At 42.4% G+C, this 22,736-nt stretch carries 12 protein-coding genes; all 12 read left to right on the top strand.

Going from position 1 to position 22,736, the window contains the following annotated elements; genetic code table 11:
• The first annotated feature begins 303 nt into the window (after positions 1–303).
• The 12 genes from cdaA (at position 304) to AB1S56_RS22140 (ending at position 22,559) form a co-directional block, all read left to right on the top strand.
• Positions 304–1,131, top strand: a complete 828-nt coding sequence (gene cdaA / locus AB1S56_RS22195) for a diadenylate cyclase CdaA (RefSeq protein ID WP_340873036.1) — start codon at positions 304–306, stop codon at positions 1,129–1,131.
• Between the two features lie 2 nt (positions 1,132–1,133).
• Positions 1,134–2,600, top strand: coding sequence for a CdaR family protein (locus tag AB1S56_RS22190; protein WP_340873034.1), 1,467 nt, complete (start codon positions 1,134–1,136; stop codon positions 2,598–2,600).
• A 65-nt stretch (positions 2,601–2,665) separates the two neighbouring features.
• Positions 2,666–4,009, top strand: coding sequence for a phosphoglucosamine mutase (gene glmM, locus AB1S56_RS22185; RefSeq protein WP_340873033.1), 1,344 nt, complete (start codon positions 2,666–2,668; stop codon positions 4,007–4,009).
• A gap of 320 nt (positions 4,010–4,329) precedes the next feature.
• Positions 4,330–4,536, top strand: a complete 207-nt coding sequence (locus tag AB1S56_RS22180) for a hypothetical protein (RefSeq protein ID WP_340873032.1) — start codon at positions 4,330–4,332, stop codon at positions 4,534–4,536.
• 205 nt (positions 4,537–4,741) lie between these two features.
• Positions 4,742–6,574, top strand: coding sequence for a glutamine--fructose-6-phosphate transaminase (isomerizing) (glmS, locus tag AB1S56_RS22175; RefSeq protein WP_340873031.1), 1,833 nt, complete (start codon positions 4,742–4,744; stop codon positions 6,572–6,574).
• Positions 6,575–7,007: 433 nt separating this feature from the next.
• Complete coding sequence (locus tag AB1S56_RS22170; RefSeq protein WP_340873029.1) at positions 7,008–7,931, top strand: ATP-binding protein; 924 nt, start codon at positions 7,008–7,010, stop codon at positions 7,929–7,931.
• Between the two features lie 36 nt (positions 7,932–7,967).
• On the top strand, positions 7,968–14,270 hold the full coding sequence (locus tag AB1S56_RS22165) for an ATP-binding protein (RefSeq protein ID WP_340873028.1): 6,303 nt from the start codon (positions 7,968–7,970) through the stop codon (positions 14,268–14,270).
• Positions 14,236–14,877 (top strand): AVAST type 3 anti-phage proein Avs3b, encoded by a 642-nt coding sequence (gene avs3b / locus AB1S56_RS22160; protein WP_340873027.1) that lies wholly within the window; start codon positions 14,236–14,238, stop codon positions 14,875–14,877. Before AB1S56_RS22165 ends, avs3b begins: the two co-directional genes overlap by 35 nt.
• Positions 14,878–15,111: 234 nt before the next feature.
• Entirely contained in the window at positions 15,112–16,935 is a 1,824-nt protein-coding gene (locus AB1S56_RS22155) for a hypothetical protein (protein ID WP_340873025.1), read from the top strand.
• A gap of 162 nt (positions 16,936–17,097) precedes the next feature.
• Complete coding sequence (locus AB1S56_RS22150; RefSeq protein ID WP_340873024.1) at positions 17,098–17,886, top strand: Hachiman antiphage defense system protein HamA; 789 nt, start codon at positions 17,098–17,100, stop codon at positions 17,884–17,886.
• Between the two features lie 3 nt (positions 17,887–17,889).
• Positions 17,890–21,216 (top strand): DEAD/DEAH box helicase, encoded by a 3,327-nt coding sequence (locus tag AB1S56_RS22145; protein WP_340873023.1) that lies wholly within the window; start codon positions 17,890–17,892, stop codon positions 21,214–21,216.
• A 44-nt stretch (positions 21,217–21,260) separates the two neighbouring features.
• Positions 21,261–22,559: a hypothetical protein gene (locus AB1S56_RS22140; RefSeq protein WP_340873022.1), complete on the top strand. Its 1,299-nt coding sequence runs from the start codon at positions 21,261–21,263 to the stop codon at positions 22,557–22,559.
• The last annotated feature ends 177 nt before the right edge of the window (positions 22,560–22,736 follow it).

The raw sequence follows: 22,736 nt of genomic DNA, 5'->3' as shown, positions 1-22,736 counted from the left end.
CAGCCGAAACAAGCGTATGCTTACGAAGTGTGTTTCCTCCGGAAACACTGGAGGTGCTCACGTAGCTCCACTAAGAGGATGCTTACGATGTCGTTTTCTCCGAAAACGTGTACCACTCCTCACTTCCTAGCTTCATCCGATCTTCTCGGTGCTGAAAACTGGACTTTTTGAACACGCACTAATAGAAAATTTTCTGAAAATAATTTTAGAATAAAGGATTTCCTTCCCCTTTTATAGAAAACAATAAAGTTGAAACACGAATATAGAGATACTACGTGCTCTGCAGTTAGGGGTTGTCGAAAGGTGAGTTATTTTACAGATTCGACCTGGCAGGATTGGCTGAAGGACTCGATTGATGTCGGAATCGTCAGCTATATTATTTATAAATTAATTCTGATCGTTCGCGGAACCCGCGCTGTGCAGCTGCTCAAAGGCATTTTTGTGCTTGTGGCGACATGGGCGATCAGCACATGGTTCAACCTGTACACGCTCAAGTGGCTGATGAATCAGATGTTCACCTGGGGGATCGTGACGGTGATGATCATCTTCCAGCCGGAGCTGAGAAGAGCGCTGGAGCAGCTTGGCCGGGGCGATCTGTTCTCCCGAGGCTCGTCCATGGAGCGGAACGCGCTGAGCGAGCAGCTGGAGCAGATTATGCGCGCCATACAGTATATGTCCAAGCGCAAGATCGGGGCGCTTATCGTGTTCGAGAGGAAGACGGGCGTCAGCGAGCTGATCGAATCCGGCATATCGATGGAGTCGCGTATTACATCGGAGCTGTTGATTAATATTTTCACCCCGAATGCGCCGCTCCACGACGGAGCTGTTATTATACGAGGCAATCAGATAATGGCGGCGGGCTGCTACTTGCCGCTGTCTGAGAATCCGTTCATCAGCAAGGAGCTGGGAACTCGGCATCGCGCCGCTATCGGGGTCAGCGAGATCAGCGATGCGATGTCGGTCATCGTCTCCGAGGAGACGGGACAGGTGTCCCTCTCCATCAACGGGATGATTGTGCGCGACATTAATGAGGAATCGCTGATCTCCAAGCTGTTCGACGAGCTGACCCCTAAGGTGAACGGCAAGGAAAAGAGCGGCTTGGCTTCGTTCTGGAAACGGAAGGAGGATTGACAATGGACAAGTGGCTGAGTCATCCTACTGCTCTTAAGATAATATCGGTGCTGCTCGGCGTGCTGCTGTTCGCCGTTGTACATATCGATCCGGAGACGGCTCCGCAAGCAACTGTGTCCAGCGTAGATACGTCGGCTTTGGAGGCAGTTACAATCGAGCCTATAGGCCTGGATGAAGAGAAATATGTATTAACCGCAATGGAGCCGACAGTCGTGAGGCTAGTTGTAGAGGGCTCGATCTCGAACCTGCGCAAAAATACACCATTGGATTACGTCGTCAACGTCGATCTCACCAATGTCAAGCCGGGTATTCAGGAGCTGCCGCTTACGCTCAAGCTGCCCAAAGGCATCGAGGAGGTGGAGCTCTCTCCACGCCAGGTAACGGTGCAGATCGAGGAGATTGTCAGCAAGACCTTCGACGCACAGGTCATTATAGAAGGCCAGCCGGCTGAGGGCTATGTCGCAGGAACGCCTCAGGTTCTGTCGGAAGGCGGCAATGTCGTGGGGGTCACGCTGCCAAGAGACGACATGGACAAGGTTGGACTTGTGGCGGTGACGATGAATGTCGAAGGCGCCGTGAAATCTGTCGAGAACAAAAAGGCGAAGATTGTCGTCTATGACACAGAGGGCCAAGAAATTTCGAATGCAATCGTACAGCCTTCGACCCTGCATGTCGAGACCAAGATTACAAGGCCGTACAAGCAGGTGCCTGTTCAAATTCGCTATACCGGCACCCTTGCAGACAATCTAAGCCTCGTGTCGGTAACGCCGGAGATGGACCAGGTCACGGTATACGCCGAGCAGAGCGTGCTGGATACCATTACCGTGTATGGCGGCGCGGTGCTGGATCTGTCCAAGGTGAAGCAGTCAGGCACCGTCAAGGTAAAAACGACGCCGGTGGACGGCATCGAAGCGGTGAATCCGGCTGAGCTTGAGCTTGCCGTCATTGTGGAGGGCACAACGACGAAGCGATTGTCCAATCTTCCCATTACCATCATCGGAACAGAGGATGGAATGACCGCGGATATCGCCAGTCCCGCCAGCGGGACAATCGATCTTGTTATCGGCGGAGCGGAGTCTGTGCTGAGGAATGTAAGCGCGGAGGACGTGACGGTGATCGCGAAGATTGACGGTCTGGAAGCGGGTACCCATACGATTGCGCTTGAGCTGGAGCTGCCCTCCTACGTGCAGCCGATTCTGTCGGAAGGTCAGACGCTGAGCGCGACCGTGGAGATTCTGGATGAGTCGGCGTCGGCCGACGAGCAAGAGGAGCTGGAGGTCGGCGGCGCCCAGACGGAGCCGCCTGACGGAGACCGAGGGGACAGCGGTTCCGCAAGTGGCGGCAGCAGCGGGGACGGCGAGACGGATGCCGCGTCAGGGAACGGGGGCACCTCCGGCAATGCGGGGGGTGCCCTCAATGAGGCCAGGCTTGCTGCAAGCGGACAGTCTGGCCGTGTAACGGCTGCCTAGCCTCGCGCGTATACGTAATCGTAACAAGAATCGCAATAGATATGGGATAAAGGAGAACGTAACTAATGGGGAAATATTTCGGTACAGACGGCGTGCGCGGAGTCGCGAATCAGGGCTTGACGCCGGAGCTTGCTTACAAGATCGGCCGCTGCGGCGGCTATGAATTAACGAAGACGGCAACGGGCAAGCCTAAGGTCGTCATCGGTCTGGATACGCGTATATCCGGCCCTATGCTGGAGGCGGCGCTGATCGCGGGGCTTACCTCCATCGGCGCGGACGTTGTGCGTCTGGGCGTAGTATCCACGCCTGCTGTCGCTTATTTGACGAAGCAGCTGGGGGCTGACGCGGGTGTGATGATCTCGGCTTCTCATAATCCAGTGGAGGATAACGGCATTAAGTTTTTTGGCGGGGACGGCTTCAAGCTATCCGACGACACAGAACTTGCGATTGAAGCGTTGATCGATGCCGAGAAGGATGAGCTTCCGCGTCCTGCAGGCGGGGACATTGGCTCTGTAGCGACAGACGAGAACGCGAAGAAGCAATACTTAGCATATTTGAAAACAACGGTGAAGGGCCAGTTCGCTGGTCTGAAGCTTGTGCTGGACTGCGCCAATGGCGCGGCATTCGAGCTGGCGCCGGCCATCTTCCGCGAACTGGGCGCAGAGGTGACCACGGTAGGCGCGGAGCCGGACGGCCTGAACATTAACGCCGGCGTCGGATCGACCCATCCGGAATACCTGCGGGAGAAGGTGCTGGAGCTGGGCGCGGATCTCGGCCTCAGCTTCGACGGCGATGCCGACCGCTTGATCGCGATCGACGAGAAGGGCGAAGAGGTGGACGGGGACTTTATCCTGTGTATTATCGGCGACCGTCTGAAGCGGGAGGGCAAGCTGGCGCACGATACGATTGTGACGACGGTGATGGCGAACATCGGCTTCTTCAAGGGGGCGGAGAAGCTTGGCCTGAACACGGCCAAGACGGCTGTAGGAGACCGCTACGTGATGGAGGAGATGCGGCGCGGAGGCTTCAACCTGGGCGGAGAGCAATCCGGCCATGTGATCTTCCTGGACTACATTACGACGGGCGACGGCATTCTGACGGCGCTGCAGTTGGTGGATACCGTAGCGGAAGCGGGCAAGCAGTTGGGCGAGCTGAAGGGCCTTATGCGCAAATTCCCGCAGAAGCTGGTTAACGTGCGTGTCGCGGACAAGAGCCTGTACAACGGCAATGCCGCGATTGAAGCGGCGGTGAAGCAGGTGGAGGCGGAGCTGGGCGACAATGGGCGCGTGCTGGTACGTCCGTCCGGAACGGAGTCCCTGATTCGCGTCATGGCAGAGGGGCCGGACAAGGAGCAGGTGGAGGCATACGTCGACCAGATCGCTAGCGTGGTGAAAAGTGAATTGGGCTAACGATTAGCTCCATGAACGGATATGAAGCGGCTCACAGGCAAACGCGCAGGCGTTTGCTTGGGGCCGTGTTTTATTTTTGAGGAGGGAATGCAGATTACAAAATAGGCAAAAAAAATGACAGCATCTGTCAGCTGATGATTGAGTTTTGCATGGATTTGCAGAAATGTGATAGACGACGTCAATTTTCAATCATTTTCATAAAAGTGGTTGCGCCCATAGGAGGAAATGAATATAGTAGAGCATAGGATTCCAGAAGGAAAGCGAGGATAGAGGTTGCTGCAGATTCATAAGCGCCAGAGCTTGCGTGATGAACGGATCGGATGAAGCCGCTTGTACAGGGCAGACTAAGGACGTTCATACGGGAAGCTGACGAGGTGAAGGTGTTCGAACTTTCGGCGGGGACCTTCCGGTATATAGCGGCCAACCGTAAGTCGATACGGAAAACGATCGGGCGACCGATCCTACAAACGTACGACAGGCTGCCAGTCATTATTATACTGCTCCCATATGTCCAGATTGCCGCCTGAGGGGCAGGCACTGGCCAAGGGTTACATGCTTAGCCATTTCATGCGCAAGTCCTGGAAGAGTGTAAGGCGCCTCGGAGCGGCCTTCTCTTCAAGCATGCGTAATAGATGTTGGCCGATGTGACAACCTCATACTTGGCACTGCTGCGCAAGGAAGGCGGCGTCCGTTAGACAATGGGAAATATACCGTAACGGAGGCTATTTTATTATGTGTGGTATTGTCGGATATATTGGAAATCGCGATTCTCAGGATATTTTGCTGGAGGGTCTGAAGAAGCTGGAGTACCGCGGGTACGATTCCGCAGGCATCGCTGTGTTCACGTCGAACGGGCTTGAGATCAAGAAGTCGAAGGGCCGTCTGGCTGTGCTTGAGGATAAGCTGAAGGGCGATCCGCTGGCGGGCTCCGTGGGCATCGGCCATACGCGCTGGGCTACGCACGGCAAGCCTTCTGACGTCAATTCCCATCCTCATACGGACAATTCCTTGAAGTTCTCCGTTGTGCATAACGGTATTGTCGAAAACTATCTGGAGCTGAAGGAAGAGCTTATAGAGAAGGGCCGGGTATTCGTGTCGGAGACGGATACCGAGGTGATCTCGCATCTTGTAGCTGACGAATACGACGGCAATATTGTCGAAGCGGTGCAGCGCGCAGTGAAGCGTATGCGTGGCGCATTCGCGCTTGGCGTACTGACGGAATATGAGCCGGAGAAGCTGGTTGCGGTTCGATTCGCAAGCCCGCTCGTCATCGGCATCGGCCAAGGCGAGAACTTCATCGGGTCGGATATTCCCGCGATCCTGGAGCATACCCGTGATGTGTATATATTGAACGACGGCGAAATGGCCGTGTTGACACGTAATGGTGTCGAACTGATGACGACTGAGGGAGAAAATATTTCCAAGGAAATATTCCATGTCGATTGGGACATTGTGACAGCGGAAAAAGCCGGATTCGATCATTTCATGCTGAAGGAAATATACGAGCAGCCGAAGGCGTATCGCGACACGATGCTGGGCCGGATCGCTGACGACGGCAAATCCGTTCAGTTGAAGGAATTGTCGATGTCGAGCGACTACATCAAGTCGATCCGCAAGGTGCATATTGTCGCATGCGGCACTGCATACCATGCAGGTCTTGTCGGCAAATCGGTCATCGAATCGCTGGCGCGTATTTCCGTGGAGACGGATGTCGCTTCCGAATATCGTTACCGCTCGCCTATCATTACGCCTGACACGCTTGTTATCGTCGTAAGCCAATCCGGCGAGACAGCAGATACGCTGGCTGCGCTCCGTGAAGCTCAGAAGAACGGCGCTCGCGTGCTAGCTATCACGAACGTTGTCGGCAGCTCCGTTGCCCGTGAAGCGGACGATGTTATCGTCACTTGGGCAGGCCCGGAAATCGCTGTCGCGTCCACAAAGGCTTATACGTCGCAGCTGATCGCGTTCTACCTGTTCGGTCTGCATCTTGCAGGCGTGCTCGGTACGCAAGAGCAAAGCGAAGTGGAAGCATTGATCGCAGGACTGCATGCATTGCCTGAGCAAGTCGAAAGCATCCTGGAGCAAGCGACGGTTCTGAAGCAGGTGGCGGAGTCCATGGCTCACCACAAGAGCCTGTTCTTCATCGGCCGCGGCGTGGACTATGCAGTCGCGCAGGAAGGCTCGCTGAAGCTCAAAGAAATATCGTATATCCACTCCGAAGCTTACGCGGCCGGCGAGCTTAAGCATGGCACGCTGGCGCTGATCGAAGAGGGCATTCCGGTAATCGCTCTTGTCACGCAGGAAGCTCTGTACGAAAAAACGCTGAGTAACATCAAGGAAGTGAAGGCGCGCGGCGCCCACGTCCTCGCCGTAGCTAACAACGGCACCGAAGCCGAAGTCGCCAAATCCGTCGACGAAATCTTCGGCATCCCGAAGACGCTGCCGATCCTGTCGCCAGCCCTTGCCGTCGTACCTCTGCAGCTGCTGTCGTATTACGCTTCGCTGGCGCTAGGCCATGACGTGGATAAGCCGCGGAACTTGGCGAAGAGCGTGACGGTGGAGTAAGGGCGATTGGGTGTGTTGGAGCCTTTTCAGTGACAATAAAGTTGGTCTACGGATATTAATGTTGGTAACTGAACGTTTTTCAAAAACCAAGAATATATTTATTTTGACTACAAAAGGTTGCCCAGTTTTCAGGGCAACTTTTTTTATGGTATTCATTTTTGAAAAGATGACCATTACGCTTTGAACCAAGTAAATAATTCTATATAATGCCATGACAATCCACGATATCTTTAGGAACAGGTAATACTCTATCTACTCGATAAAACAAAGGACACATTTATTAACACGATTGCTACTCCTCCTTTTTTTATGTTGTTACTGTAGCCCACCTTTTTGGAGAATTCTTGTGTATAAAGTAGGATTTTCTTGTTGGATGTCGAATTTTTACAGTGAACATATAGTCCGTTGTACATAAGGTTAATGTGAGGTGCCTATGGATAAGATTGCTGAACTAATCGAATTCGGCTATGAGTGCGATTACCTAGATTTTAAAGAGAAGCAGTACCATAAAGACAAAAGTATGGATTTACTAATGGATATAATGGCGATGGCTAATTCGCGGCATAATGGAGAAAAATTTATCATTGTTGGAGTCAAGGATCGACCAGAAGGTAAGGAGATAAAGGGGATAGATCCGCAAGAGTTTATAGATTCTTCCAATTATATGCAGTTAATTCTGAATAATATCGAACCGGAAATTCAGTTTGATTATTTCAAATATGAATATAAAGATTCAGTACTAGGCGTTTTTAAAATTTATAAAACAGATAATAAGCCATACATGATGAGGAAGAAATTTGACAGACTGAACGAGGGATATTGCTTGATTCGCAAAGGAAGTACGAATACAGTGGCTAAACGCAGCGACTTTGATTATATGTATTTAAGCAGAGGACAGTTCGAGATAAGATTTCTAGGACATGCGCTACACGCCGTACATGATACAGAAGGTTGCGCATCAATAGAAGTTGTATTAGCGAATACAACAGAATTGCCTATAACAATAATCGGGGGCACGTTGTACATCCGTAATTGTCATGGAAAAGAGTTATCAAGGCATCACGTGTATGGATTGGATGAATTCATAGGAGCAGACTTCAAATTAGCATTGCCACCAAAGTCAGAAGCAGTTGGACATTTGATGGTTGGTTTTGAGTCATCAGATCCTTTTAGACTAAATATTGATGAATACGGCATATGTGCTGATCAATTTGAATTTGAACTTCTACTAGTGGATGCACGAGAAAATAGATATTCTGCAACAATGAATAAAGCAAGCGTTTTTGTAGACGGCGACTTTCTTTGGAAAGTTAAACAACAGAAGGGAATTCCACATAAATTTCGGACGCATAGATGATGAAAATTAATTTTGATTTAGTTTGGGGGCTAATTAATGGAGAACGAACTTGTTAGGTATTCAAGAGCTGGTGACATTTTTCATTACCGTTGGGCTGCCCGCCGGTGCCTGCGTTTAATCTCACCCAAGTCTCGAATTAATCAAATTGTGGTTGAGGGTTCTAAGGAGAATAAACTTGCAGGAGAATATGTTATTGATGTTGCCGAGTACTCTGATTCGCTAACTAGACAAGGATTTCAAGATGTAGCTTATTATCAATTGAAACACACCACTGTTCATAAAAATAACCCGTTTGATCTTAGTGATCTTAGGGAAACATTTGAGGGTTTTTCAGCAAGGTTTCAAAAGCTTACCAGTGCCACTACCCAAATCGATAGTGTCATCTTTACTATCGTCACCAATAGACCAATTAATCAAAATCTTAAAGAAAATATTGAGAAGTTATCTACTGGTGAGAAAGCCAATTCAAAGTATAAGAACACATTATCAAAATATACGCAGTTATCTGAGGAAGATTTAAAAAGGTTTTGTGCTTGTTTAAAATTCGCAGACGGTGAAGGTGACTATAATGGACAGAAGTATAGGCTTCATGTAGAAATATCTCAGTTGGTTGCCGGAAGCATTGATAATCCTGAAATAGAAAGTATTACTGGACTAGTTCGCGACAAGGCTTTACCTGATTCCAATGGTGTAATTGTTCGTGAAGAAATACTTGAGAAATTTAAAGTTACGTCTGAACGTGATCTCTTTCCTGCTCCACCTGAGTTTGAAAAACTTGAAACTCTTGTGCATAGAGAGCAGCATAATGACTTGTTGAAAACCATTTTAGAATTAGCAGCTCCGTTGATCATACATGCTCCTGGAGGAGTAGGAAAAACGGTTTTTGCTCGCCAAATAGCCAAATCATTACCTGTTGGATCTTTCGGCGTTGTATATGATTGCTTTGGTGGTGGACGTTATCGTAATCGGAGCGAAGTGAGGCATCACCATCGCCAAGCATTTGTTCAGATTGTTAATGAATTGGCTGTACAAGGCCTTTGTGATCCACTAATAGTGAATTCCGGCGCATCTGAAACAGATATATTAAGAAAGTTCCTCGACAGAATTGAAACAGCAGTTATTGCTATGAAGAAATCAAATAGCAATGCAGTCCTAGTGATTCTAATAGATGCAGCCGATAACGCTGAAATGGCCGCGGCGGAGTTCAATGATAATTGCTTTGCTCATGAACTTCTCCGTGAACGTATAATTGAAGGTGCTAAAATAGTTGCCCTTTGTAGAACCGAGCGGATACATTTACTCCAGCCGCCTAGTAACATCAAACAACTTGAGTTGAAGCCATTTTCGGAGAAAGAGTCTTTTGATTATTTAAGGTCTCATTATCCGCAAGCGTCTAAAGAGGATGGAATAGAATTTCATAGGCTTACTAGTGGCAATCCACGTGTACAGTCAAATGCTTTAAGTTTAAATGGTAGTACGATTGCTGAAGTATTCTCCAGACTTGGTAGTATTGGAACCACTGTCGACGAACAAATAGAAGGACAATTAATGTCAGCAATTGATTCAATAAGAGATAAACTTCATGATGATTACAGAAAACAAATCGACTCTATCTGTGTAGGTCTTGCTACATTACCTCCCTTTATTCCACTGAAGATACTATCTAGGGCAGCTGATGTTGAGGAGTCTGCTATAAGAAGTTTTGTTGCAGATATAGGACGTCCCTTATGGCTTTCTGACTCCTCAGTTCAGTTTAGAGATGAGCCTACGGAAACTTGGTTTAGGGAAACGTATGCAGCATCGAAGGAACAAATAGTGTTTTTTATTGAACAAATCAAACCATTAGCTAACGAGTATTCATATGTCGCTTCTGCTATGCCTGCTCTGTTATTACAAGCAGGGAAGAACACCGATCTTGTTGAATTAGCTTTATCCGATAAGTATCTTCCCGATAATCTCATTGATAAGCGAAATGTTCGAGTGTTTCGTCTTCAATTTGCATTTAAGGCTTCGTTGAAACAAGAAAGCTTTGTTGAGGCAATAAAATTAGCTTTACGAGCAGGTGAGGAAGTAGCCGGTGATAAACGACAGTTAGAACTTCTTACAAGCAATATTGATCTGATTGCGCCTTTACAAGATGAACAACGTGTACAAGAGTTTGCTTTTCGTCGTTTGTTTAGTGGTTCTTGGAGAGGATCAGAGAATGTTTACTCAGCAGCATTGTTATCAACAGTCAAGAATTTTAGAGGGGAAGCCAGAAGCTTTCTTAGGGCTGCCGAGAACTGGTTAAGTCTATACTTCCAGGATAGAGATAAGGAAGAAGAAGATATTCCATTTCATCATGAACAATTAAAAAATGAAGAAATTGTGGAACTCGTATACACACATTTTAATTTATATGGGATAGAGAAGGCCTTCGAATTCCTTATTAGTTGGCACCCGGAGAAAGTAATCTATCATATTTCTAGGCAACTGTTTAGACGGCTTATGGACCTAGGGGAATTATCTGCTGCAACGCAGTTTGCAAAACTAGGTAAACATAATCAGTATTTGATAATTGCTTTCGCACATGAATCCTTAGATATCGGGTATATTCCTAATTCGGATGTTCTCTGCACTTGCCTTGATTTACTAACTGCAAAGCGAGCTAGAATTTCAAAAATACAAGACACCTTTCAAGACACAACACTTCAATCTCTTATCTGTTTTCTTGAATCTTGCGCAGCAAACAAGTTACCGAAGGAGAAAATCATCAGGGTTCTAAATCATTATTTCCCTCAAAGTGCTACACGGTCTATTACAAGCGATTACGATAATAAAGATCGTGCAATTTTTATGCGTGCACTGGCATTAAAGAAAGTATTACTTTCAGATCTCGAATTCGATATTAATGAATTGCTTCCAAAGAATCTACAACAGAATAGAAAATATAAGGATGAACAAGAGGTAAGAGAAATAAAAGAGGTAATTGACGGACTGTTACCTTGGTATATGCTGCGGATACGCTGTTTAGCAGGGGATATTCTTGATTTTGAAAATGAAGTAGCGGAAGTGAAAAAGAAGTCAGGATCAGCAACAGCGAGTCGATATAGAGACTTTGATAGTTTACCAACGGAAATAGCTAGAATATGTTGCGACGTTTTGATGTTTCATAAATTTTCCGGACAAATGTCAGCCAAAACTTTTTATGAAAATTATATAAAGGCTAACAGGATGTTTCTTCCTGACCATCTAAAATTAGTTCGTTCTGCTTTCCGATTAAGCCACTTAGCTGAACAGAGGCGCGATTTTGAACAATATGCTTATGACGTAATCCGTTCTGCTACAGACATTGGCCCAGAGGAAAGGGCAAACTGTTACATTGATCTTGCACGAGCATTGATTAATGTAAATCGTGATGATGCCGCGGTTTACTTCAATTTTGCCATCGATGCCGTTTCGAAATTTGGCGATGAAATCGTCGAGAGATGGGGAGCAGTTGTTTCCCTAGCTAACCAAAGAAAAGTAGATGAATTTGCACCTTACGATTTAGCTTACAGATTTATACGTTGTGCAGAGCTTATCGGAGAAAATGTAGCTCGCGAAAAGTATTGGGACAGGGACGAGGCTGTTAGGACTTGTATTCGATTGTCCCCGGTAACTGGAATCGCTGCACTAAGCAGATGGCGGGACCGGGAAATTGGTCGATTTAATCGTCAATTAATTGCTTTGTCCGAGGAAATTGTAAGAAGCGGCTACGTTGTACCAACGGTAGCATGGTCTCTTTCTGCGTTTATGACGGAGTATGAAATAGGGGATTTCTCAAGACTATGTATAGAGAAGGAAACATCGCATGATAACCGGAAGTATATTTTTGATTCAGTCATTAGAGAACTTAGGATAAACGGAGTTGGAGGGGAAGTTTGGGAAAGGATTGCTGAAACGGCTAAAAAGTACTCTTTACAAAGTAATCTATTGGATGAAGTTATTGCTTATAATCGCGAAATTATTGATGAAGAAGTGAATACTATTAACCAAGAAAGTACTTCCTCGCTTCGTGTACAGTCGGAAGAGAGTGCGATCGATTGGAACGATCTGCTGCATGATTTGGACTTGGTTTCATCTAATGGATTAAGACAAGCTATCCAACGTTATGATGGACTTCCTCAGACTGTGCGAAACAGCGAGTCCTTATGGCGTGAAGTCTACAATCGAATTTCCGATAGTAAAGCGAAGAAATTTTTTTATGAGCTTATTAAAGTAGATGAAGCCGATTTTTATGATATACAGAATGCGCTTTTGTTAGTGCCGGAAGAATGGCATCGCAAAATGAGCATTAAAATTGAGTGGCCCCAAATCATGCAATACGTAGGGAAACGATTTGCTACGTTTCTGCTGGAAAGGGGATCAATCTCTTTTTTCACTAGGAGACTTCATTTAGGGGCGGAAAATATACCTTTTATTCAAAAAGGAATAATCGAAGGATTAGCAACCCATGGAGATTTGGTTCATGCAACTACATTTTTTGGCTTTGTAACTGTTGCTTCGAAACATATCTCAACACAGGAAGCAACTGATTTACTTGACTTCGCATTATCGAGATTCGAACTACATATTGATTCTGAGTACGCTGATGGGCCATGGTCTCAATTGTGGTTACCGCCGGTTCACATGGATAGTGCTTTTACAGGTTTTGTTTGGTCTGCTTTAGGTTCTCCAAGATCTTCAACACGCTGGTGTGCCGTTCACTGTGTTCGTAGACTCGCAGAAGCTCAATGCAGGGATGAGATCGATGCTTTAATTGATTGGATGGAAAGGGATACTGTTGATGCATTTGGGGCTAATAAATTTCCATTCTACAACTTACATGCAAGATTATATTTATTAATTTCACTTGCTCGAGTATCAATAGATAATCCGCACATTTTACTACGTCATAAGAATGTTTTCTACAAGCATGCCTTGCAATCTTCACTTCATATACTTATTCAAAAATATGCAACTGATATAGCACTTAATATCGAAAAGGCTTATCCAGGGACTTACTCGGAAGAAGAAGTTGATTCACTTCAAAAAGTGGGGAAAAGTCAATTTGGTAAGGTTGAATTAGAGGATCGTTGGGAAACAAGAGATAGTTATTGGCATGCTAACGAAACGATTAATACAAGTTTAACTTTTCATCATGGGTATGATTTTGATAGGTACTGGTTTGAACCATTAGCGGAGGTATTTGGTATTACAAGTGAGCAAGTTGAAGACCTTGCTACGGACGTTGTTATAAATGAGTGGAATATAGATCAAGATGATAGATTTATAAATGATCCGCGTCATTCATTGTGGAGATCCTCTAGAGTCCAACAGGATGTGTATCATCACCATGAAGGATACCCTCGTATAGATAATTATAATTTTTATCTTTCATATCATGCCATGCTTGTTGTGGCTTCGAGGTTGCTGGAGAAAATGCCTGTTGTTCACAGCTCGGATTGGTATGAAGATGAGTGGCATGAGTGGTTACACAGACACTTATTGACTCGAAGTGATGGTTATTGGCTATATGACCGTAGAGATCCTATTCCTTTGTATAGAAGGGATTGGATTAATGAAATGAGAAATCCAGATTGGCGTGAAGAGATATCAAATGATGATTTTCTTGATGGCATATTGTCTGAAAGAAACGGAGAACTATGGCTAAACGTGTTCGGATCTTGGGAGGATGGAGAGAGTGAAAGATCGGAAAGTTTCTATATTGCAAGCTCTCTTGTATCATCGGCCACTGCGCAATCTCTTTTGCATGCATTGAGCACATGTTCAAATCCTCATGATTTTAAGTTACCTGATTACGAAGAAGAGGAAATGGAAATAAACGTGGATACTTTTAAACTTAAAGGTTGGGTATATCAAGAAGAAGCATCTAAGCGTCTGGATGAGTTCGATCCACATTCTGCTAAAGTAGATTACCCGCCTTATAAAATAGGGAACTCAATCGCTGAGAAAATGAAGATATCCTCTGATTATGAGAAGAGGGAATGGACTTTGGCGGATGAGAGTAGAGCATCAATAATTTGTGAAATCTGGGCGCCTATTCATGATAGTCATGAAGATGAGGAAATGTGCCGCGGCAATAGACTAACAGCATCGCTCTCATTTCTAAAAAGACTTTGCTCTGAATTCCAAAGTGAATTAATTATTGAAGTTCAAATTAGAAGAAGATTTAGACAGAAATCATACATGAGAGGGAGTGGGTCGGATGAGTATAAGCCACCGCTTAGCAAATTATTTATCTTCTCAGCCGATGGAAGACTCAGAGATACAGAAACGTACTATGAACTTAGGCAAAGCGCTAGTCAAAGAGTTTAGTTTGGACCCTGGTGTAGACACCACTGCTCGATGGATGGCGCATTATATTGCTGAGCAAATTGAAAGAGCTGAAAATAGCACTGGAGCTGAAAAAAAAGAGGCGGAAGAACGTTGTGTTGAAACGATATTAAAATTATGGAAACACAGGTTATCATTCCCGAGGGGTTCAAGGCCATTTGAAAATTTTGAGCCTATAATTCGTACACTTGCACGGCTTGATCCTGAAAATGAACGTCATTTCTTCTTTGAAAATAGAAAGGAAAAAAAGGATGGTGTCCCTGAAGAGGTGCAAAAGTGGCTGGATATAGCCGATGGAATAGATGAAGCAGCGCGTGTGTGGTTAAAATATGTGCTTGAACAAGCTGCATTGGCTGCAACTGATGATTCTACAATCGAATGGTTAGAGAATTCAGTAGCACTTCAGGAAGACGACCATTTTTCTGTAATCTTTCGAGATTTGCATAATGATATTTGGGGAGAAGGCCAGAAACAAAATGAAAAAAAACGAAAGACTATAATTTCGAGGATTAAGAAACTTGAGGCTTTCTCGGAATTGAACCAATTGTTATTGGATGAGTATAGAAACGAGCTTATGAAGTCTGAGTAAGGAGCAACGTAACCAATCATGTTGTGCATTATTAGAGTGGCTGAACGGATCTCACTTTACGGCAACATCGGTAAACCGTGAATTTCGATTGTGGCTACAAGGCGACAATTGTGTTAAGTGGAGAAAAGAGAATTCAAAGTGTCATACTATTAATATATACATTCATAATCACAAAAGGCTTAACAAGATAAATTTAAAATGTCTTCTTGAAATACAATAATGAGGGGTACAAAAATGAGTATTGAGATTATTAGATATAACCTTCCAGGTTTTGGCATGCTGGAGGTATCCTTATACCCGTATGCACAGAAACTATATAGTTTTTTAAAGCCAATGGGTTATGAGAATAAGTTTCATACAACCAATCAATTGGGTTCACTTCGTGATGTTTTTCCAGGATCCCACCATACAAGGTTTGAATATATTTTTTTACAATGGAGTTTAATCTGTGCTCTTCAAAAACAAAAGGGACTCGGACTTAGTGCAAAAAATAGAAAAGAATTTGGTAAACTACCAGGATTACAGCAAAATCCTAGTGGAGCTGAAATTTTGCAATGTCTAGTGCTTCTATGTAATCTAGGGCATTTACCTGAGACTTTTGCAGCCTCCAGAGTTTTTCAGCATTTATTACATGAGAATCCTGAACTTAAAAAGGGATTTAAACACGGCTTAAATGAACCGAAACTTTTCAATAAAAATTATAAAACGTACGGTGTTTATGATACACATCTATTAATCGGTCTTTTTCTATTAAAGAGATACAGGCGTAATGGAGGCAATGAAGATTTTATATCCTTTCCAGAAAGTTTGTTGAAATCATATATCACACAAGATGAAGATAATCCTCCTGGCCTAAAAAGGTTGTTTGAATTATATCGGAGTATTCGAACTTTATCGTTCTTAATATTAGATTCATTGTACTCACCAGTACCGTTTTCTTTAGATATATCTTCTATATTATTAGATTTTGAGAATGTCTTTGAGGATATTCTAATACGAAGCTCTCAATTACGACTGGCACTTAAAAACTTGGAAACTGTTTTACAGGATACTGTATACCTACACCCGAATGCACTTCTAGCAAGCCAGAGATTAGGTGAAAGAATAGCAAGTGATTTTAATGACGTAGATCGATCTTGGAATAGAGTATCAGTTGTTAGGGATTTACTTGAACCTATCTCTAATGATAATAAAGTGATGGAGATTTTCAATGGTAATCGAAGGCAATATACCCAGCCGGATTGGGATCTGGACAGAGTGCTACAAGTGGATGTAGTAATTGATTCGATGGATAGAGAAAGCTTCAATATTGACTTGGTTAAGTGGGAAAATGATCTGAGAAATAATATAGGAAAGGCTGCATGCCGAGTAGGAGTTCAAATTGACCCATCATTTTCACTTTTACGTATTGCATTTGGTTTAAATGTGAGAATTCATAGTCGGGTTGCTCTTGTAAAGAGTTTGAGTATTTTAAATCAAGTCAGCAAAATAAGGAAGTTTAATAATCAAACATTCCAATTGAAAGATTTTGAGAATAAGGAAAGAATATATCGTTTTGTTCTAAAGAATGTGTTTGGCCCGAAAAGTCTATTTAAGCTCGATTGGATATCTGATCCAGGTGGGGAGGGCCCTTTTTTCTTTCAACGTGGAAGAGTGAACACAGAAGTACAAATTAAACGTTATATCGATAGGGTGAGAGGAAACATATCCTCAGACAGACTACATGAACTAGAATTATCTAAAAAAGTGGTACTAGAACTTAATCATAGGGGGCCAATTTTTGTGTACGTTGGGTCAACTGAACTCAAGTATGATCCCAAGAATCCCAATAATGATGCTGAGTTTGATGGTGTATTCTTCTTGCCGCAAAAAAATCCCGAGGATTTTTTTATGGTAGTTGTTGAAGCTAAGAACCAGAGTAATGGACATACTACTGCAAAAAAACAATTAAGCAAAAGATTAAACGACTTAATTTTAGAATTTCCATACCTAAGATATTCAATTTTTGAAATCCGCAACGAAGGTGCTTATGCTAAGGTGGGCTTAAACCAACAATGAAGTCTTTTAAAGGATTCAGACACTTAGAGCATTCCGTACGCCTTCTGTAAAATTGGAGTGATCCCTTCTTTTGTCGAATATTTAGAACCTGAAGATTGGTATATAATGAAAGTTTTCCGTAATAGTATGAGAATTCTTATTGGTTAGGGAGTTGAGGGAATTATGCCAATTATAAATGATCATCCATCTGAAAACCATCCATTTGCCGAATCACTTTTATCTAATGATGAAAGCTCTACAAATGGTGTTTCCCATAGATGTTTATTAGAAAATAGTAGTCGAGATGTATTTCTGGACTATATGACGTTGGCACTGCAAAATCATCACATTAGCCCCGAGGCTTTAGAACGCCGTAGAGATTTAATCGAAACTCTTCAGATAAAGGATGCACCAATGCTTGTGTCCCCTTTTCCCAAAAATACTACAACCCAGAAAGGGAATTTTGCTGAAGTTTTTTTGGCGGAGTATTTGTGTACAACGACTCAGGCGGAGCTCCCTATATACAGGTTGAGATACAATCCGAATGTGGAACAATCAATGAAAGGCGACGATGTTTTGCTTTTTGATATGGATTCTGATCCAGTACGAATTATTGTCGGGGAATCGAAATTCAGAGGAATTCCAGATAAGAAAGCAGTTGTCGATATAGTTGAAGGGCTTGTACGTTCAAATCGAACTGGACTACCTATTTCATTAATGTTTGTTGCAGAGCGTTTGTTTGAAGTTGGTAACTCGGAGCTTGCACAGAAGGTTCAGAATTGTGCTGTATTATTTCTATCAAATCAACTGCAGATAGATTATGTTGGTTTTCTAATGAGTAATCATAACGCCAAAAATGTTGTAAATACCCATACCTCAAGTGAACTTCATAATTTATTAATGATATCGTTAAATTTTGAATCACCAGATGCAATTGTGCAACAAGCATTTGCACAATTGGAGGGAAGATAACAAATGAGCATCCCTACAGATTATGCAATATCATTGCTCCGTAGTTTAGAACAAAGTAGAATTGAAAATCTCATAACTCAAACTGATGCACGACGAATATTACAAGAAGTTAGAGAAAACTCAGAGAATTATCCTAATTTTGATTCTGCACTTACAGAAAAAGCAACCTATATAGCATACACTTTGATTTCCTGCGGCTGTTCATTGATAGAAAATGAAGAGGTAGAGCCTGCTGAGGGATTAGTAGCATTGGAAAAAGCGGGTAAGATATTATCGGATGCATTTAAGTTTAATCCGGATGAGATTGAGACGAAGAACTATAATTTACTCATTGCCGGGATGTCTTTATATGCTGCTAAACAGTACTCACGTGCATTTATTGTCCTACATAACATTGATGTTGATTTTACAATTGGACAAATAATCATTTGCTTTATAAAAAAAGATTTTGAATCCATGCTTCAAATTGCAAGTAAAGTTCTATTCACACAAGCACCAGAACAATTAGATCTTCGGGAATTTGATGAATGGGTAATATCACATGAAATAGCACGTTGTTTTTTTATTGTCATGGACTTCATTTACACAGGCAATCAAGACAACTTTTCACTTATAAAAGATACTCTAGAGAAGCTATTAGCACTTTCTTCCGAAAGTGCTTTGACGCTATATTGGCTAATTATTCGTTTGTTAAGAATTATTCTTTCTACTTTTCAAGCTTCGTCCTTATGGTCTACTTTACCACCACTTCTTCCTGCAAAGTATATCGCTGAAAAGTATATTCGCTTACTCAGCGGGTTTAGATCTCCTGTTACAGAAATATGGCCATCTCAGACAGCTGCATTGCCACTTGCTCTTGGTGATAATGATGGTGCTGTTATTAATCTTCGTACAAGCGGTGGCAAAACAAGAATAGCAGAGATAGCGATCCTTAAGACCTTATCTACCCATGTATTATCAAAGGTTTTGTATCTTGCACCATTTCGATCCTTAGCCTTTGAAATTGAACAAAGTCTAAATAGCACATTTGGACCATTAGGCATTACAGTTTCGCAGCTATATGGAGGTTCAACTGCAAATGTTACGGATTTTGAGCTAATAAATGAATCGCAAATCGTAATTGCCACGCCTGAAAAGGCAAAAGCACTTATTCGTTGTGGGTCAGGATTGGAAACAGAAGTAAAGTTAATTGTCGTTGATGAAGGTCACTTGTTGGGGGCAGAAGAAAGATATATTAAAAATGAAATGTTCCTTACGCATATCAAAGAGTTTGCTTCTAGAAATCAAATTAGAATGCTGCTTTTATCTGCCGTATTACCAAATGCAGAAGATTTAGCTCAATGGATCACAAGCGACTCGAATTTGGTAGCAAAGTCAGAATGGAAGCCTGCTTTAGAACGGTTAGGCTTACTACTGTGGGACGGCAATCGGGTTAGGTTAGAGTGGAAGAGTGAGGGCGAACCATTTAACCCAAATTTTATTCAAAAAGGCCCTTTGGGATTCGGGCGCAGAAGAACTCCTTTTCCAAATGATAAGAATGAAGCTGTAGCAGCAACAGCAGTTCGATTGGCCCAAAATGGGACAGTTATGATTTATTCCGCAAGAGCGAATTCAATTAATGGGTTGGCTAAGGATGTACTTCTAGCACTAGGAAAGCACCCAGAAGATTATCTATGGGATGCATCTTTATGGAATGTTTTTGAAAGTGTTTGTAATGAAGAGCTTGGGAATGAAGATATTGTTTTAACAGCCGCAAGAAAAGGGGTCATTTGTCATAATAATCGACTACCCACACTTGTTCGTATTGCTATTGAAAGGCTCATGCGCTCTAAACCTCCACGAATAATCATTGCTTCTTCAACACTCGGACAAGGGGTTAATGTTGGAATTTCAACTGTGATTGTTTCTACTCCATATTATAGTGACGAAGCAATAAGCAACAGAGATTTTTGGAATATTTGCGGAAGAGCAGGGCGTGCTTTTTCCGATATTGAAGGAAAAATTCTCTATGCAATTGATACAGCAAGGTCACAATGGCATGTTAATAAAGATAGACAACTTGCCCAAAATTATTTTGATAATCGACAAATGGAGATAGTAAGAAGTGGTTTACTTTTTGCGTTGAAGGCTATATACAAAAATGCAAATCGTACTGAAACTGATTTCACATTGCTTGTTGAAACAATTGCAAATGACTTTAGTGAAGGGAATATTCGTGAAGATTTCTCTAAGTGGTTAAACCATATTTTTGATTTCATAGATGATGAGCTTCTTGCAATGCATGAAAATTTTAGTGTAAATGAAGTCGATATTAGCTGGATTGATGATGTCTTTAGAAATTCGCTAGCACTTATTCAGGCAGAAAGCGAGAACGAAGAGTCTTACCTAGCTCTTTTAAAAGCACGTACCACTGCCCTGTTGCGCAGAATACCAAATAAGACGGATAGAAAAAAGTTAATTTCTTCTGGCGTACCATTGTCTGTCTCTAAAGCTATGCTAGACGATATTGAATTTTTTAGAAGCCTTGCTTTGACATTTATTCAAGCTACTGTTGGCGAACACGATTATATTGGGTTGATAGATAGTATTATTCGTGAATTGGAAATCTGGAGTAACCAAAAAGCAAAGAACTTAATGAATTCTATACCAGAGCAAGCTGCTTTAGATAATATGCGTCGTTCTTGGATAAGTGGAGATGCGCTCGCAACCATTATGACGCTTGAACTAGATGCGGCCGTAATCTCAAAAGACTACTACGGCTTTACGTTACCTTGGATTATACACGCTGTTTCTCAATTATTTGATCGTGAAACAGAAGAGAATGTAGTTCAGTTATATACTTCACTTGCCATGTTTGTTGAGCTGGGCCTTCCTAACAATATAGCTGTGAATATATATATGGCAGGTGTGCGTTCTAGAAGTGCCGCTTTAGAGTTGTCCGCTTTTGATATTTTCAATAATAAGAGTATTTCTGATATCAAGCAAGCACTTTCGGGCCTTTCAGTAGGTAATCATACTCTTTCAGACAGCTCTAGGGTATGGATAGAGTTGTTTAAAGAATCCTTAAGAACACAAACCCGAAAAAAGGTTAGTTTTCCTGATTTCACTTGGGAAAAACACAATCTTCCCGATAAATTGTATCTTCAAGTGGTCAATGGGGAGTATTTTCTTACTTCAAGTGACGGTCATTTTTATGAGAAAGTTGAATCAACAGATAGTTTGCCGTTTTCCAAAATAGCTAACATTTCGGGGCTATTCTTCATATATGAAAATGACAAGTGGCAATTGCGATCATACAACCCTCAAATTGTTATAAATAATGGGGATTAGATTATTCTGTCAACAAAAGTAAGAAAGGAGCAGAATTCAAACATATGAATTCCATAAGTGAGATAACCAAGCGTGATATTTTTGATTTGTTTAAACATGGGATGGATATGCCCGATTTATGGGAAATGCGAAGAGTGCAGTACAATTACTTTGGACGGTTAGAAGAAAGAGAGTTTCTCCAGAGACTTTATGATTTTAAGAGAATGCCAAGCCTAGATACAAGATACCACAATGCTGAGGAAGATATCTGGCAACATACAGTAAACAATGATGATTATCCATTTTGTTGGGTATTTGAGGACGAGCGCTTCCAATTAAAAAACGGAAGTGATGAAATATATTTAAAATTTATCTGCGAAATATTTCATCCCACAGTAAGAGATGAAAAAGGGTATTGGAAAGAGTTTCTTATAGAGGTCAACAAATTGCTACAAAACGATGGATATGAAATTTACCCAGCAGAAAAAATATCTAACCGTGATGTGTATAGTTGGAGATTTTTTGATTTGATAGAAAACAAACTATTTATCCCTTTTTCTCAACGATATCAAAAGGCAATTAAAGAAAAGAGAATGTCACTATCAATCAAACTAAGTGCAAGAAATCAAATTTATCAATTTCTAGAAAAACATAATGATGTTCTTCAAAAAACAGATGAAACTGGTTGGAACTATAATGTTAAGACAAGTGAAGAGGTGTTCAACGACATTCAGCAATTTTACATACCTAAATGTTACAATAGTCAGAGGGAGTATGTGGAAACAGATAACCTAAAAGATTTTGTATGCCATACTTCACCCTATTGTGTAATCGATGCAATAGAGTTTTTTGAGAAGTATAACCAGAATACTGATTTCGAGGCTCAAGTTAATGCAATATTAAAACTGAATAATATTGCCCTAAAGCTGAATAATGGTAAAATTGAAAGTACATTTATTTCTCAAATAAAAGCTAATACATTAGTTCCAATCCAGGAAGCAGGTCTCAAAGAGTTACTTCAAGAAGCAGCTATTTATTATGATGAAGGTAACCTTAAAATTGCTGTTGAAAAGCTGTGGGATGCTTTTGAAAGGCTTAAAACATATTATTCTCCTACATTAGATAAGAAGAAATCTATTAGCAGGATTATTAATCATATGAGTGGTCAAAAAGCCCATTATAAAGAACTCTTTGAGAAGGAGTTTCTTGAACTCACACAAATTGGGAATAACTTTAGAATTCGACACCATGAAACAACTAAAACAGATATCGAGGATCATAGACACTATGATTATTTTTACAAGAGATGTCTTTCGCTAATTTCGGTTTCGATTCAGTATTTAGATTATAACGGAATGCCTTAGTCGAAATAAGTTTCAAAACAAATACACGCCAATGTTAATTGTTCGTCAGGGTACAGTTAAGTAAACGAAATGAGAGTTCTATTTCGGGGGTTCTAAATGGTTAACATTATAAAAATCAATCGTAGAAATTTAACTCTAAAGCGATCATATAATGAACCGAATTTTAGCGGTAAGAGT

This window comes from Paenibacillus sp. PL2-23 (genome assembly GCF_040834005.1).
Lineage (GTDB): Bacteria > Bacillota > Bacilli > Paenibacillales > Paenibacillaceae > Pristimantibacillus.
Note: the sequence above shows the minus strand (reverse complement) of the source record. Positions and strands in the feature narration are given on the sequence as shown.